The sequence below is a fragment of the Arenibacter amylolyticus genome (genome assembly GCF_002150785.1).
Lineage (GTDB): Bacteria > Bacteroidota > Bacteroidia > Flavobacteriales > Flavobacteriaceae > Arenibacter > Arenibacter amylolyticus.
Genome location: NZ_MTAZ01000045.1, coordinates 28,680 through 44,050 on the forward strand (window position 1 = coordinate 28,680; position 15,371 = coordinate 44,050).

The window sequence follows — 15,371 nt, forward strand, 5'->3', positions numbered from 1 at the left end:
TTAGTGTAAAGCCAAAATCGGAACCGTAGCGTTATATCCTATTTCCTTTACCAAGGGCCTAGAAAATATGCTGCCAAAGAAAAAATGTTTCCGATTTATAAAAGCGATCATATCGCTATTTCTCCTATTCGCGAAGGATGTAATCCCGTGGGCCACATCTTTCTCGGGTAGTGTATGAAAACTGTGATCTACAGTCTCCAGAATCTCCTGTAATAAGTCTTTGTTGTTTATCTGCAAGTCTGTTAGTTCTTCCTTCTTGCTAATGTAGATAACCCGAATATACGCTTGGTGTATTTGGGCAATTTCTATGAGATAATTCAATTCCTTTCTCTTGTAGCTGGTTTTAAAGTCGGATGGAAAAACTATTTCCTTAGGCGGCTTAAAACTGACATTTTCGGGGATGGCCAATACGGGGCACTCCGTAATTACCTCCATGGTATTTACCGTATTGCTTCCAAATATGACCCCTTTGATGCCCGAAGCACCTTGGGTGCCCATCACCACCAAATCGATATCCTTTTGGTCTATGGTCTGCTTTATAGCCTCCGATAGAAAATTATAGGAAGCTATGGTATGGTAGGTATGTTTAGGATTATCTCGATGCAAGGCAATTATCTCTAACAGTTTTTGAAATTTTTCCTCCGATTTCGCCCTTGCCTCTTCGTACTCTCCGCTTCCTGGTTCTGGTACCAATAAATTACTGGTAGTGTAACTATCTAGCCTAAAAACATTTAAAAAATAGAAGGTACAGTTTAGTTTTTCATAAAGATCCAAGGCATATCTAACCGCGTTTAGGGCATTTTTGGAGAAATCCGTAGGTATTAAAATTCTTTTGTCCATAGGTTCCACTTCTTTTGGAGTTAATAGCGTAAATATAGCGTACAGGGGGGAGTAAAAATATGACAACCGTCAGTCGGCAAGTGGAAGGATTAGCAAGGGGATCTTTGCATACATACTTATATCCTGCACAATAGGTTCGCGTACCATCAGCTCCAGAAATCGGTGCTTGTGGTGTACCATGGTCAAAATATCTATAGGTCTACGCTCAATAAAATAATTGATGACTAGGGCCTTATCTTCAAATTGGGGTATCCAATGAAAATTATAATCAATTTCTCTGAGGTAGCTTTGAAGTAATTTTCTATTGGCTTCCTGCACCTTGTTGAGTATATTGTCCTGTGGGATGTGCAATATTCGTAGGGATGCTTTTAAAAGTGCCGTTATCCATAGTAATGGGGCGATTGTTTTTTGGGAACAGCCTTTTTTAAAATCGGTTACTAAAGCAATTTCCTTAGGAGGTTTAAAATCCGCTTCCCTAGGAATGGCCAATAAAGGACACTTTTTTAAAGCATTGGCCATTTTTATGGTATGGCCCCCAAAAAACAACTCTTTGGCCGCCGTTTCCCCTTTGCTCCCCATCACCATTAGATCTATGTTGTACGCTTTAATGAGCTGTTTACTAATTTTGGGTAGAACCCCTCGCTTGGACAAAGACTTAAATTGATGCTGGGGGTTCTGGTCATCCAACCCTATTTTATAGAGAGTTTGGGCCAATTTTTCTTCCGACTCCCTTTGGTTGGAACCCAAAGTTTTTTTACTCCCTATAAGGGGCAGAAGTCCTCCTTTTAATGGGGGGTACTGGTTATAGACATGGAGAATATAAAACGTACAGCCTTGGGAGGACAACAGCTGCGTGGCATAGAACAAGGCTGCGTATGCATCGTTGGAAAAATCGGTAGCTATTAAGATATTCTTCATGGGTCACTATTAAAGAGGAGGGAACACCATAAAGGGAATAGTGATATGGAATCCTATTTTTTTGATCACCGGCTCCAAGAACATTCGCTCTATAAAACTGTGCTTGTTCTGCATCATAACAAGGAGGTTGGTGCGATTTTTACCCTGAAATTGGTTAATTGCCGTGATAATTTCACTGTCGGGAACTTCATGAAAAAGGGCAGTATCTTTCAATAACCCCTCTAGTTGCGCCTTATTTTTTTCCTGTAGGGGATTTAGCTCATAGCTAGCCCGTACATGTAATACGTTTATTCTGGAGTTATACTTTTGGACAAGGGCAAGCAGGGGTTCCATTCGTTCCATATCATAGGAAATTTCATAATCGGTGGGAAACAGGATTTCTTTGGGTGCCTCGTATTCAAAGTTGGGTGGGACTGCAATTACGGGACACTTAGCCTGTTTTATTACGTGTACGGTATTAGTGCCTAACAGAATTTCTTGCAACCCTGTGGCTCCTTGGGTACCCATTACAATAAGGTCTATATTTTCGGCATCTATCATATCCGATATTTCACCCACTAGGGTATTAAATGCCGAATGGACAATAAAGTGGTGCTTGGGATTCTTGTTATCCAGTTTCATCTTTAATTCTTCCAGTTGCGACATGCTACTTTCCTGTAATACATCACCCAGGCCTATTTGTCCTGGACTTCCCAACAAGTATTCGGTTTGGTATACTGCTGGGGTATAGGTGTGTAATAGAAAAAATGTACACTCCGCTTCCTTATAAAGCTTAAGGGCATATTGAATTGCTTGAAATGAATTATCTGAAAAGTCCGTGGGTAATAGAATACGTACCATAGCCTTGTGTTTTTTATTAATTATTAAAACTAACCGAAAAGTTAGCAGCACACCATGATAACAATCACCTTAGTCCGGATTATAAACACTACCTACCATTGTTACTTTTTACTTGTTATGGATTGTAAAACATCCCGTACCGTTAGACTTGTATGGACAGAAGAGGGATTTTGGTATTAAAGCTTACCTCCTCTACGGTAGTGTCCATAAATAGTTTATGAAAGGGCCCATATTCCTTGGAGATCATGACGATGAGGTCTGCCGAAATTTCATCGGTATAGGACTGAATGCCATCCTCCACTTTTTTTGATATAACTCTATGAAATTTAACCGGTTTATTTAGAGTTTCAGAGATGCGTTTAACCCATTGGCGTTGCAGGGCCTCCACTTCCTTAAAAAGAGGAATATCTGATTTAGTGACGTATAGTAAGTGAATTTGGGTGGGTTGTAAACCAACCAGGTTATCCATCTTTTTTAGGAGGGTGTCATTTATGGGCAACTCAAAATCCACAGGAAAGACCAGCTGCTTAAAACCTTTGTATCGGGCTTTATGGGGTACCACCAAAACATCACATCCTACCTTGGTAATGACATCGCCAGCATGCGAGCCCGTAAAAAACTCCTTAAGGGCCGTTGCTCCTTTAGTACCCATAATTATAAGATCTACGTTCTTATCATGAATAAGTTTTTGAATGGCCTTAACAAAGAACCCTTCCTCACAAATAAGGCTACACAAATGCTGAGTGCCTTTTGAGGAGGTGGAGTAAACAAGCTTCTTAAGGTCCTCTAATTTCTCCTGAATACCCTTAGGAGCTCTTTCTACCAAAATGTTGGTCCCAAAATTATAGATGGGCCTTTCCTTATAGTCCGTGCCATCCAAATTAATATAGCTGATAATAAAATGACAAGGGGTATGCCTAAATAGGTCTAGCGCATACAAGAGTGCGTTTTTTGAGTTTTTGGAAAAATCTGTAGGTATTAAGATGGTGTTCATTGGTCTTTCATTTAGTGCTTTTGCATAAAAATAGTCCACCTTACTTCCAATTGCTATGATTTTGGTCAGGGATAAACTGTATTTGTAAGGATATAAAGGAAGTAGGGTGGGGATATGACGGGCGTCATAACTATTTATAAATAAGGGTGAATACCATTCTTCCCGGTCCCGTAAACAATGAAATGATGCGACGTATAGAAAAATCCATATCTCCAAATAGTCCGCTTGATGTACAAAAGGGATTCCAGTCTACAGTTCCCTTAGATAGGTATGCAGAATCGAAAGAAATTGCTGAAATGGCCCTTTTTCTTGGCTCAGATCAGAGTAGCTATATAACGGGATGCACCCTTGTAGTAGATGGAGGAATGATGATCGCTTAAATTGAATGGCAATTTTGATTAATTGTTGATCCTAAATGGATAATGGGGCTGTTGTAACGATATGCTGTCACCTAAAGATTTTAGTCTGTTTGCTTGTATCGGATGATTAACAACAGTGGGGCTTGGTAGTACACCAGAAGCTTAAACCTTATTCAATGTGAAGAGGTTATTTATAAAGTAGTGGTCTTATAAGCTACTTTATGAGTAGCCTTTTTAGTAGGCATACTACTCAAGCCCGGGCAAATAATAGCGATGGTGTTCACAACTCGTTAGAAGGCTATTTATTCAGAAAACAATATTTCAACATTTAAGATCGGTTGATCTTGGCCATTAAGAGGAATGAGCAATAAGCTTTCAAATTAGTTGGACTAATGACTTTGCTCATGTTCTTAAAGCTCAAATTAATGTTATTTTGAATGAAGATAATTATTCTATTATGCGTTATTTGATACTCTTGGTAACCGTTTTGTTCTTAACCTCATGCGAAGGGCCACAAGAGCGGGTTTTTCCGAAAATATCGTCGTTGACAGAATCTGTTTATGCTTCTGCCACTATACAACCAGATAGTTTGTATAGGGTATATGCGGCAGTGGGTGGTATATTGGATCAAAACTTGGTAGAGGAGGGCGACTTAGTACAACCGGGTACCCCCCTGATGCAGATAATTAATAAAACCCCAAAACTCAATACCGAAAATGCAAAGCTTGCCCTGCAATTAGCAGAGGAGAATTATAATGGTAGTGCAGCCTTGTTAAAGGATTTGGAAGAACAAATACAGGCGGCAAGCCTGAATTTTAGAAATGATTCCATCAATTTTTTTCGTCAAAAACGGTTGTGGGATCAACAGATAGGGTCCAAAACGGAACTAGATAACCGCCAATTGGCCTATGAACTTTCCCTAAACAACCGCAACATTTTAAAAAGTAGGTACGCCCGCACCAAAAACGAGCTAAAAACCCAATTGCAGCAGGCTAGCAACAACTATGAGGCAGCAAGGATAAATAGCAAGGACTTTACCGTTAGTAGTAAGATTAACGGAAAGGTGTACGCACTTTTTAAGGAACCTGGAGAAGTGGTAAGCATTTTGGAGCCCCTAGCAGTGGTAGGTAGTGCTTCCGTCTTTGTAATTGAAATGCTGGTAGATGAGATGGATATTGTTAAGCTGACTCTAGGTCAAAAAGCCTTAATAAGCTTGGATGCCTATCCCTCACAGGTATTCACGGCAACGGTAACGAAAATATATCCAAGAAAGGACGAACGATCGCAAACCTTTACGGTCGAGGCCACTTTTAATGATCCGCCCAAAACCTTGTACCCTGGATTGGCAGGGGAGGGGAACATAATTATTGCGGAGAAGGAAAATGCCTTAACCATCCCCAAAACTTATCTTACCGATGGGAATAAAGTACATACTCCAGATGGGGTGTTGGAGGTTACTCTGGGATTGCAAAATCTGGAACGCGTAGAAATATTGGCCGGAATTAATGAAGAAACCGAGTTATTAAAGCCCAAACAATGATTAATTGGAAAGTGATATTGAACATAGCCAAGACCCATTTGATTACCAAAAGGAAATCTACGGTCACTGCTGCCCTAGGGGTAACTTTCGGGATTGCGGCCTATATCACTTTGGTTAGTTTTATGACCGGACTGAATCAAATGTTAGACAGCCTTATTTTAAACCAGACGCCCCATATACATCTTTACAACGAAATTAAACCGAGTGTAGAACAGCCAGTAGCGCTATACGAACCGTTTAAGAATTCGGTAAATATGGTGCATTCCATAAAGCCTAAGCAGGGGCAGCAAAAAATTCACAATGCACTTCCCATTTTACATTATTTGAAAAATAACAAGGAGGTAAAAGGTGCCACTCCTCAATTGCGTGCTCAGATCTTTTATCTCTCTGGATCCATAGAACTGGGAGGAAACTTGATAGGAGTGGATGTTATGGAAGAAGCCCGACTCTCCAATATGGGTGATTATATTGTTGGAGGGAGTCCGGAAGCGCTTAAGAATACAGACAATGGGATACTGCTGGGAGCTGGCCTTGCTTCTAAAATGTCCCTCGCCGTGGGGGATAGAGTACAGGTAAGCACGGTAAGGGGCGATGTTTTTCCCTTAAAAATAGTAGGGATCTATCAAAGCGGGATTGCCGATATAGACAATGTACAGAGCTATGCCAACCTAAAGACGGTACAACGTATATTGGGAGAAGCACAAAATTATATAACGGATATCAAGATAAAACTTTTCGATATAGAAAAGGCACCTACCATGGCAGAGAACCTGGTAAGTCAATTTAAAGTTACCGCTACGGATATCAATCAGGCCAATGCCCAATTTGAGACCGGATCCAACATCAGAAATCTTATTACCTATGCGGTTTCTATTACCCTTCTGATTGTAGCAGGATTTGGGATTTACAATATTCTAAACATGCTTATTTATGAGAAAATGAAGGATATCGCCATTTTAAAAGCCACGGGATTCTCCGGTACGGACGTACAATTGATATTTATGAGCCAAGCGATGATTATAGGTGTTTCTGGGGGTACTCTCGGATTAATTATTGGCTATGTCTTTTCCAGGCTGATAGATAGGGTGCCTTTTGAAACCGAGGCCTTACCCACAATAACTACCTATCCCATTAATTACAATATAGCCTATTATGTTATAGGGATATCCTTTGCCTTACTTTCTACATTTATCGCAGGATGGCTGCCAGCAAGCAAGGCGAAACGAATTGATCCCGTACGTATTATCCGTGGCACTTAAAGGTAGAAACAATGACGCTTGTACTAGAGACTAAAAATATTGATAAGTATTTTCATAAGCCCAAGGAATTTCATGTGCTGAAAGATATCTCCTTTGGGGTAGAACAGGGAGAGTTTGCTGCGATTATGGGGAAGTCTGGATGTGGTAAATCAACCTTGCTCTATATCCTCTCTACCATGGACACGGACTATACCGGAGAACTTTATTTAGATGGGAAATTGGTGACCGGACAACCCAAAACTAATCTTTCGCGCATACGAAATAAACATATTGGCTTTGTGTTTCAGTTCCATTATCTATTATCGGAATTCAGCGTGTTGGAAAATGTGATGCTTCCCGCAAAAAAACTAGCAGAGAAATCCACAGCAGAAATAGAGCACGACGCAATGGAAAAGCTCAAAATGCTTCATATAGATCAATTGGCCAAACAGAAAGCGTCTAGGATCTCTGGGGGTGAAAAACAGCGGGTAGCCATTGCCAGAGCTTTAATTAATAACCCCACTATACTTATGGGCGATGAGCCTACCGGAAATTTGGATAGTCATAATTCGGAAAATGTTTTCCATATTTTTAAACGCCTAAAGGAAGAAGAAGGCTTGGCGCTCCTGGTAGTAACCCATGATAAGGATTTTGCCAAACGTACGGATAGAATTATTCTAATGGAAGACGGGCGGGTAATTCGTTAAAAGGGAGACATCTTAAGGTAAGAAAGGGAGATAAGTCTTGTAACATCCTTACCTCCCTAATCCTGTACCAATCCTAGTTGCGCATTCCCTCTATTTAGGCATGGCTTCCTCTAAGGGAGCATAATAAATCTCTTTGTCTTTCCATATTTCCATTAGCTTGGGAAGTACTTTAATATATCGATCAAAATCCTTTTGCTGGGGCTGTGTCCAACCTACTTCTGCATAGGCCGCTATACGGGGAAAGGTCATAAAATCCATATAACCACTAGTAGGAATCCATTCTCCCCACATCTGGGTACCCGTCCCAATAATTCTGTTGTGGTACTTGGAGTCTAGATCCTTCGGTACGGGGTTAAAATCATAGGCCCGCTTTAAGGGAATACTGCTATAAGAATAATCCAAATAGGTTTCCGTGTGTAAAGAGTTCACAATGGTATACCCAGCTTCGGCAGCTTCCGTCATCAATTTAATATCTCCTCTCCAGAAATGGATTACTGCATTTTTGGATAGTTCGGTTTCTGCTTCGCCATCTTTTTCCGCTTGGTACTCATGAACGTTTTTCCCTAGAATTTCGTTCCATCCCATCATTTTTCTTCCTTTACTTTCAATATAATTAGATATTCTATTGGTGAAATCCACTTGTAAATCTGCAAAGGTCGGTAAGTTGTGCTTTTTCATATACGCTCTAATCTCCTCAGAATTCTCCCAATGGTCGTACTTTGCTTCATCACCCCCAATATGGATAACTTTGGAAGGGAATAAGGCCATCACCTCATCCAATACATCGGTAAGGAAATCGTAGACTTTTGGGTCGGCTACATTAAAGATATCTTCACTTACCCCGAAGTTGATAGGGACTTCTATCTGTTTTCCAGACGAACCTAACCAAGGGTAGGCGGCTATTGCGGCAGATGAATGACCTGGCATTTCTATCTCCGGTACTATCGTTATATATCGCTCCTCTGCATAGGCTATAATCTCCTTAATTTCTTCCTGTGTATAATAACCTTCATGGGGCTCCCCGGATTGTATGGGACTGTCCCATTTTCTAGGACCTACTTGAGTGCTTTTTCTTTTAGATCCAACTTCGGTCAATAAAGGATATTTCTTTATTTCTATCCTCCAGCCTTGATCGTCTACCAAATGCCAATGGAAGACGTTCATTTTTAGTCGGGCCATTTCGTCTAGTAATTTCTTAACCTGGTCCATCCCTTGGAAATAGCGTCCTTCATCTAACATATAAGCCCTCCAACCAAATCGGGGAGCGTCTGTGATACTAACATATGCCAAATTTATTCCTTGCTGTTGGGATACTAACTGCCGTAGGGTCTGCAGACCATAGAATATACCTTGTTCATTGGCAGCGGAGATAAGGATTCCCTTTTTGTTGACCTCCAATCGGTAGGCGCCCTCGGCCTGATCTTCCTTTTGGTTTAGTTCTAGTCTTAGGTCTGACTTCCTATGGTTTTGGCCCTTTTCGGTACGCCAATTGTTTTCCTCGGTGAAGATGTTAGACGCATATTGTACTAAGGCATCAAGTCGTTCATTATTTCCTGAAATCTGGACGACCTCCCCAAAAGTGTAGGTGCCAGATTTGCTTTCTAGGTGATTTGGTTGTGGGATAACACCAAAATTTGACGCTTGGCCCATTAAAAGCGTAGGGATAAGAAGGAGTAAACTCCATGTAAACACTTTACTCACTAAGTGAGATTTGAACCTGACTGCCGTCAGGCAAGTTGCTCCGACCCTTGGGTGGATTTGTAATCGGCATTTTCCTTCCGATGCCTCATGGGCCTGCCCGTTTCCGTTTAGGCGGGCCTGCCCTGAGGTAATTTGATTTCTCTTTTGCATTTTAAACTAGTTGGATTAATTATTAGAAACGGTTTTATGGAAGCAAAGAAGATCTAATAGGGTTTTAAAGGCTATAAGTTCTCTGGCTCCTTGACATAAATTTTTTGGCCAAGGGATAAAACTAAGGAAAAAAACAAAAATGTATGGGTTGATTTTAGGGCAATAACCATGGAACTATAATAGTTTTTCTATCTATGTGGTTATAGTTCAAAGTTGGGGATTCCCAATTTTTCAATGGGAATCCCCAAGTGTGACTTAGGATTTTTTAATAGTGCTGCTTAGAAAGTTGAAGATTTCGGCCTTTAATTCCTTAAAGTTGTCCGTGCAATGCAAAACCTCCATTTCCAAATCATCGTGTTTGTGACCAACGGAAGATTCTATTGTTTCTTGGTCGGACTTCGAAATGTTTTCAAGAAGGGTTTGGTGTTCCGATATTAGTTGTCGAAGCCTTGTTTTTCGGGCCTCAAATTCCCCCAGCCTAGCTGCATATTTCTGAAGTTTTTCAAAAAGATTAGGGGTGTTGGGTTTATAAATATCGGCCTTTAATAGCTGTTCAACAAAACTGACTTCGTCTTCCATATACCGAAGATCGGATTCCCAATGCTGGGCATGCCATTGTAATTTTTTAATTTTTGGAAGGGTGCTATAGGCTTTTCTATTGTCATTCATATAGGTACATTTTTTACGATTAACTATTTTTAAAATTCCATGGGAAAACGGTTTGCACCGCTCGGATGTAGGGGTAGGTGCCAAGGGTTCAGGTACTAAGGTTTTTTACTCTCTACGCGTAGTTTCAGTCTCCTCTTATTCTGTTCGGGCCATCGTGGAAATAACATCGATAGTTTTCGTCCCATGCTTCGTGGATTTTCCCTGGGGTAATTACCCTTTAACCTAAGCTAATAATAGCACTTTTTTACTTGAAAAGCAAGGTTGATGGTGTGCTTCCATAGTAGCGGTTATAACTGAGGGTTTATCAAATGTCCTAAAGCGCAATGGATCCGATTTTAAGCCTTGGTGTAATCAAATAAATAAAGGAGCATACTATGTCTAAAATTAGCTAATAAATAAATGATTGAGGATCACACTGTTTGATGAACCCTATATGTCATGGAAAATCAAAAAATTGGTGCGCTGTTGGATTTGATTATTTTTACCAAATAACAAAACGGGACCACCAATGAAAGCTTACCAATTTATTCTTCCTATACTCTACATACTAGTTGCCTCCTGCAATAAGAAAGCACCGGTCATCACAGGCATCATTCCGCAACCCAACCAGATTGCTTACCACGATGGGGCATTTAAAATCAGTGAAAATACCGTCATTGTAATAGATGCTACCCAAGAGGCGAAGAAGCTCGCAGAAGAAATAAACTCTTTTCTGGAGAGCAATTTTAATTTGAATTTAAAAGTAACCAACACCGGTCAATCCAACGCCATTAGTTTGGTGCGCTCTGAGGAAGATAATCCCGTAGGTTCCTATAGTCTCACCGTAGATAAAACGGGGGTGTTGATACAAGGTGCGACTTACCAAGGGATATTTTATGGGGTAGCGTCTTTAAAACAATTATTATCTCCAAGGGCTTCCATAAAGGAGCCTCTTTTAAATTATATAACTATTAATGATGCCCCCGCCTTTGGTTGGCGGGGAATGATGTTGGATGTATCCCGTCATTTTATGCCCAAGGATTCCGTTAAGAAGGTTATAGATATTTTGGCCATGCACAAGATGAATAAATTTCATTGGCATTTGGTAGATGGTATTGGATGGCGTATCCAGATCGATGCCTACCCAGAACTTACCAATAAAGGGGCATGGCGAAAAGTAAAGAAAAATAAAAAGCCTTGGGAAGACTTTGAAGTAACCGAAAAAGATGCTTCCGGAACGGTATATGGAGGATACTATACCAAAGATGATATCCGAGAAATTGTTGCCTATGCTAAGGACCGGTATATAGATGTAATTCCTGAAATTGAAATGCCGGGACATTCCGAGGCTGCGCTACAGTGTTATCCGGAATTTTCTTGTGACAGTAAGAACATTACCGGGGTGTACTGTGCAGGGAATGATGGCAGCTTCCAATTTTTACAAAATATCATCAGTGAGGTGGTAGCACTCTTCCCTTACGAATACCTGCATATTGGAGGGGATGAGGTAGGGAAGGAGTCCTGGTTGAATTGTGATAAATGTACATTGAGAATGCAAGAGGAAAATCTACAAAACGGCGAGGAATTGCAGAGTTACTTTGTAAAGAGAATGGAGAAATTTATTCATTCCAAAAACCGAAAACTTATTGGATGGGACGAAATTTTGGAAGGTGGCTTGCCCGAAAGGGCCACCGTAATGTCTTGGAGAGGCATTGCTGGTGGAATAGAGGCTGCCAATACCGGACACGACGTGGTAATGTCACCCGGAGACCCATTGTACTTTGACCATGGCCAGGGGAAAAGTGAATTTGAACCTCCTTCCTGGGGCGGTTATAATAATTTGTTGAAGGTGTACGATTTCAATCCCATTCCTACGGATATCCTAGCGGATAAAAGACACCATATATTGGGGGGACAAGCCAATCTTTGGACAGAACAGATAGAAACTTTGAGTCACGCACAATATATGATGCTCCCTAGGCTAAGTGCACTTTCGGAGGCACTCTGGACTAGATCTGAAAATAAGGATAAGGAGTATTTTATAAAGAAGTTAGATCATCAGTTGGATCGGTTTCAGGAATTGGGTTATAATTTTGCAGGTAGTGCTATGACCCCTAACTACGAGGTGAATTATGACAAGGAAAATAAGGTGTTTACACTGCAGCTGTTTAACGAACTAGATCAATATGATATAAGATACACCTTGGACGGTTCCGAGCCTACTAGGGACGCTGAGCGTTATACTGAGCCCATAACTTATACCTCTTCCATTGATCTAAGGGCACAAACCTTTAGAAAAGGAGAACCCATCGGATTCCCATTGATAAAGATGTTTTCTACCGGATTGTTGGAGCAGGCCTCCGTACGCTACACCAATGCCTATAACGAAACTTATAGTGGTGGTGGGGATAGGGCCCTTATCAATAATAAGTTTGCTACTGTTCGGGGGGACGATCCCAACTGGCAGGGGATTCCAAAAGAGGATTTTGAAGTGGTGGTAGAATTGGGCAATGCTAAGGAGTTATCTTTTGTAGGGCTTAACTACTACCAAGACATAGGAGCTACCTCCGTAATGCTCCCCACCCAGGTTACTATCTCCGTATCAGGGGATGGGGAAACTTTTACTACCGTTTTGGACCAAAGTTTGGAAACTGAGGAGAAAAGGGAACCCATAATTAAACGAATTGAGGCCAGTTTTGAGAAACAAGCCGTTTCCCATATTAAAATTTCCGCCAAAAATAGGGAGACCTTACCGGAATGGCACGTGAGAGAAGGGGATGCCTGGATATTCATGGATGAAATATCTATTAAATAATGCTGTATAAACGCTCATTCATGCTTGTAATACACCAATGATTAAGTTGGTGATTGCAGGAGGAGCGAGAAAACTAAGTACACTGCTATACGTAACCGGTATTGCAGTTAGGTTCTTTCTTTTTCTTCTTTGGCCCCTCCTTCATTTTTATTGACCTTTACTTTCTTATTGCCAAAATTATAAGTGAGGGATAGGGTAGCTACGCGTGTATCGCGAAGGCTTCTAAAATCTTCGTTGATATTCCCAAAATCTGTATACCCTCTGGGATAGTACTTCCAAAATATATCGGTGATGGCAAATTTTATTTTTCCATTCTCCTTGAAGATAGATTTTTGGATGCCGAAATCTACCTTCCAGCGCGATTCAAAGCTGCTGATTCCAAAGTTATAAAGGGGCTGGTAAAATCCGCTGAGTTCTGTGGACCATCCCTTGCCAAACCTATAGGTATTATAAGACCTAATTCTAAAAGATGACCCTTTTTCGCTGAGATTAAAGCCATTTACAACTCCTAGGAACTCGTTATAGAAAAACTCCAAATCCCACCTGCTTGTGAGTGATTTAAGCGGTTTTAAGGAAACACTGGCATTTAGACCTAGGTAGTTGTAATCATCAATATTTACTAATTGCACAGCGGTAGATTGGTTGGCATCATCCTGGATAAGTACGGGTAGTATTCTATCCGAGGTATTACTATAAGCCAAACTTAGATCTAACCAATTGTCGTAATTATATATAACCTCTACGTTGTTGGCAATTTCTGGCATCAATTCAGGATTCCCTACTCTGGAAGTAGTGATATCTACAAAGGCCCTAAATGGACTAAGCTGATTGTAATTGGGTCTATTTATTCTCCTATTGGCATTAAACCCAAAGGTGTTTTTTTCCGAAGGTTTGTATTCCAAAAAGAAGCTGGGAAATAGTTGTACATAATCCCGCTTAAATTTAAGAGGGCCGTCTAACTGTGTTCCCTCTATATGGGTATGTTCTGTACGTAGCCCTATTTGGTAGGTCCATTTTTCCTTGGATAGTTTCCAATTTACATAAGCTGCATTAATATTCTCGCTGTATTTAAAATGGTTGCTGTAGAGATTATTAGGGGTGGTACTACTATTAACAACATCAAAATAGTCTAAATCACTATCGTTGGTTACGAAACTCGATTTTAGTCCCAACCCAAGGTCTCCCCATTGGTTTTCAGTTACATTAAAGTCTGCTTTTAGAACAAATAAATTCAAATCCCCCTCAATTTCCCCGGTTAATATATCCGTAGACCGATTACCACTTTCAGTGAGATCTGTGATAAAATGTTGGTCGGCATCCGTACCGTACGAAGCATAATCCATATTGAGGATAAAACTTCCCTTATCCTCCCTAAAATCGGTCCTGAAGTTTGTGTTGATGGAAAAATTAAATCGGTTAGTTCTAGAGGTTGTTTCAGTAAGGAAAGAGCTAGTTTGTGTATTGGTATCATCCAAGATTATAGAATTCCCATTGGCATCTTGGTTTGCTCTGGACCAGTTGGTAGTAAGGTCGGCCCCAAGTGTGGAACGCTCCCCAATGCTATAATCCATCCCTATATTTGCGAGGTAAGCATGGGTGGGGGTTTTGGATTTTGAATTTTGATCGAAGGTTTCTTTAACCGCTCCATTTTCAGAGAACCTCCTGATGGTGAATAATTGGTTGTACCCTTGATTTAGGTTGTGGTTGAGACCTAAATAGAAGGAGGTTTTTCTACTCCGGTGATTTAAGGACAGCCCCTCAGAATTCCTATCATAAATTCCTTGTCCATAGGAGGCGTTTACACTCCCATTAGTCCCTAAATTACCGTCCCTTTTTAAGACAATATTTACCAGTCCGGCAGAACCTTCGGCATCGAAAGCAGCAGATGGATTGTGGATGATTTCTATTTTCTCTATTTGGGAGGAGGGAATGGACTGTAAATAAGTGTTTAATTCTGAGGCAGACAATCGTTGTTGCCGCCCGTTTATCTGGATATTTACTCCTGTTCGTCCTCGTAGCGATATGCCGCCGTCTTCAATAAAAAGACCTGGGGATCTTTCCAAAAGTTCCAATCCGTTGCTGCCTGTTGCTAGAATGCTGTTACTCACATTAACGATTAATCTATCGGACCGGCGTTCTATAAGGGGTTTTTCTGCGGTAAGCACCACCTCATCCAATACCACCTCATCATTTTCTAGAGTGATGGTACCTAATTGAATGTTGGATGTTGCTGAGGTAATAGGTGTTAGTACCTCTTTAAATCCCAAGGATTGCAGTTTTAGATAGGCGACTGTAGCTTGGGGATTATTTAAGCTAAAAACCCCATTGGCATCGGTCACAGTGCCTTTTATAAAAGAACTGTCTGCCTTATAGAGCATGGCGTTCACAAATTCTAGGGGAGAATTGTTGCCATCTACCACCTTCCCTGTGATTGTATGCTCTTGGGATTGAGATATGAGGGGCAATAGCACTATTAGAATCAGTTGAAGGAGGTTAGACTTTATTTTCATGCTATTAGTTTTTATTATAGAATTCTGCTATGGATTAGGGTTATAGGGTTAGTTACCGTATAGGGCAGCTAAAGGAGTAGTTACATCCCTAATATTTTACAATAGTTACCG

Annotated in this window: 12 protein-coding genes; 5 read left to right on the top strand and 7 right to left on the bottom strand. The window is 40.7% G+C overall.

What is annotated here, in order from left to right:
* From BV214_RS13900 to BV214_RS13915, 4 genes are all read right to left on the bottom strand, one after another.
* The gene (locus BV214_RS13900; RefSeq protein ID WP_086478115.1) at positions 1-840 is read right to left on the bottom strand and encodes a universal stress protein; all 840 of its coding nucleotides are present in this window, start codon (positions 838-840) and stop codon (positions 1-3) included.
* Positions 841-909: 69 nt separating this feature from the next.
* Positions 910-1,758: a universal stress protein gene (locus tag BV214_RS13905; protein ID WP_086478116.1), complete on the bottom strand. Its 849-nt coding sequence runs from the start codon at positions 1,756-1,758 to the stop codon at positions 910-912.
* Positions 1,759-1,767: 9 nt separating this feature from the next.
* On the bottom strand, positions 1,768-2,598 hold the full coding sequence (locus BV214_RS13910) for a universal stress protein (protein WP_086478117.1): 831 nt from the start codon (positions 2,596-2,598) through the stop codon (positions 1,768-1,770).
* 142 nt (positions 2,599-2,740) lie between these two features.
* Positions 2,741-3,592, bottom strand: coding sequence for a universal stress protein (locus BV214_RS13915; RefSeq protein WP_086478118.1), 852 nt, complete (start codon positions 3,590-3,592; stop codon positions 2,741-2,743).
* Positions 3,593-3,738: 146 nt separating this feature from the next.
* Here BV214_RS13915 and BV214_RS13920 point away from each other — a divergent pair, with 146 nt between their 5' ends.
* The 4 genes from BV214_RS13920 to BV214_RS13935 all read left to right on the top strand — a co-directional run bounded on the left by BV214_RS13920 (position 3,739) and on the right by BV214_RS13935 (position 7,436).
* A complete protein-coding gene (locus BV214_RS13920; RefSeq protein ID WP_245806803.1) occupies positions 3,739-3,972 on the top strand; it encodes an SDR family oxidoreductase in 234 nt (77 codons plus the stop codon).
* A gap of 436 nt (positions 3,973-4,408) precedes the next feature.
* Positions 4,409-5,491 (top strand): efflux RND transporter periplasmic adaptor subunit, encoded by a 1,083-nt coding sequence (locus BV214_RS13925; protein ID WP_086478119.1) that lies wholly within the window; start codon positions 4,409-4,411, stop codon positions 5,489-5,491.
* Complete coding sequence (locus BV214_RS13930; protein WP_086478120.1) at positions 5,488-6,750, top strand: ABC transporter permease; 1,263 nt, start codon at positions 5,488-5,490, stop codon at positions 6,748-6,750. The genes BV214_RS13925 and BV214_RS13930 overlap by 4 nt, the downstream gene beginning before the upstream one ends.
* Positions 6,751-6,761: 11 nt before the next feature.
* Complete coding sequence (locus BV214_RS13935; protein ID WP_086478121.1) at positions 6,762-7,436, top strand: ABC transporter ATP-binding protein; 675 nt, start codon at positions 6,762-6,764, stop codon at positions 7,434-7,436.
* Positions 7,437-7,526: 90 nt separating this feature from the next.
* On the opposite strand, the gene BV214_RS13940 is transcribed toward BV214_RS13935, so the two are convergent.
* Both BV214_RS13940 and BV214_RS13945 read right to left on the bottom strand, forming a co-directional pair.
* Positions 7,527-9,287 (bottom strand): beta-N-acetylhexosaminidase, encoded by a 1,761-nt coding sequence (locus BV214_RS13940; protein WP_086478122.1) that lies wholly within the window; start codon positions 9,285-9,287, stop codon positions 7,527-7,529.
* A 255-nt stretch (positions 9,288-9,542) separates the two neighbouring features.
* Positions 9,543-9,956 (bottom strand): magnesium transporter CorA family protein, encoded by a 414-nt coding sequence (locus tag BV214_RS13945; protein ID WP_086478123.1) that lies wholly within the window; start codon positions 9,954-9,956, stop codon positions 9,543-9,545.
* A gap of 508 nt (positions 9,957-10,464) precedes the next feature.
* Here BV214_RS13945 and BV214_RS13950 point away from each other — a divergent pair.
* On the top strand, positions 10,465-12,750 hold the full coding sequence (locus BV214_RS13950) for a glycoside hydrolase family 20 protein (RefSeq protein WP_086478124.1): 2,286 nt from the start codon (positions 10,465-10,467) through the stop codon (positions 12,748-12,750).
* Positions 12,751-12,857: 107 nt separating this feature from the next.
* Here BV214_RS13950 and BV214_RS13955 read toward each other — a convergent pair whose 3' ends face one another.
* Complete coding sequence (locus tag BV214_RS13955; RefSeq protein WP_086478125.1) at positions 12,858-15,260, bottom strand: outer membrane beta-barrel family protein; 2,403 nt, start codon at positions 15,258-15,260, stop codon at positions 12,858-12,860.
* Positions 15,261-15,371 lie beyond the last annotated feature (111 nt).

Excerpts from the sequence above, each read along its gene's own strand:
- BV214_RS13955 (WP_086478125.1), bottom strand. The coding sequence starts at position 15,260 with ATGAAAATAAAGTCTAACCTCCTTCAACTGATTCTAATAGTGCTATTG.
- BV214_RS13925 (WP_086478119.1), top strand. The coding sequence starts at position 4,409 with ATGCGTTATTTGATACTCTTGGTAACCGTTTTGTTCTTAACCTCATGC.
- BV214_RS13950 (WP_086478124.1), top strand. The coding sequence starts at position 10,465 with ATGAAAGCTTACCAATTTATTCTTCCTATACTCTACATACTAGTTGCC.
- BV214_RS13900 (WP_086478115.1), bottom strand. The coding sequence starts at position 840 with ATGGACAAAAGAATTTTAATACCTACGGATTTCTCCAAAAATGCCCTA.
- BV214_RS13945 (WP_086478123.1), bottom strand. The coding sequence starts at position 9,956 with ATGAATGACAATAGAAAAGCCTATAGCACCCTTCCAAAAATTAAAAAA.
- BV214_RS13905 (WP_086478116.1), bottom strand. The coding sequence starts at position 1,758 with ATGAAGAATATCTTAATAGCTACCGATTTTTCCAACGATGCATACGCA.
- BV214_RS13910 (WP_086478117.1), bottom strand. The coding sequence starts at position 2,598 with ATGGTACGTATTCTATTACCCACGGACTTTTCAGATAATTCATTTCAA.
- BV214_RS13935 (WP_086478121.1), top strand. The coding sequence starts at position 6,762 with ATGACGCTTGTACTAGAGACTAAAAATATTGATAAGTATTTTCATAAG.
- BV214_RS13930 (WP_086478120.1), top strand. The coding sequence starts at position 5,488 with ATGATTAATTGGAAAGTGATATTGAACATAGCCAAGACCCATTTGATT.
- BV214_RS13940 (WP_086478122.1), bottom strand. The coding sequence starts at position 9,287 with ATGCAAAAGAGAAATCAAATTACCTCAGGGCAGGCCCGCCTAAACGGA.
- BV214_RS13915 (WP_086478118.1), bottom strand. The coding sequence starts at position 3,592 with ATGAACACCATCTTAATACCTACAGATTTTTCCAAAAACTCAAAAAAC.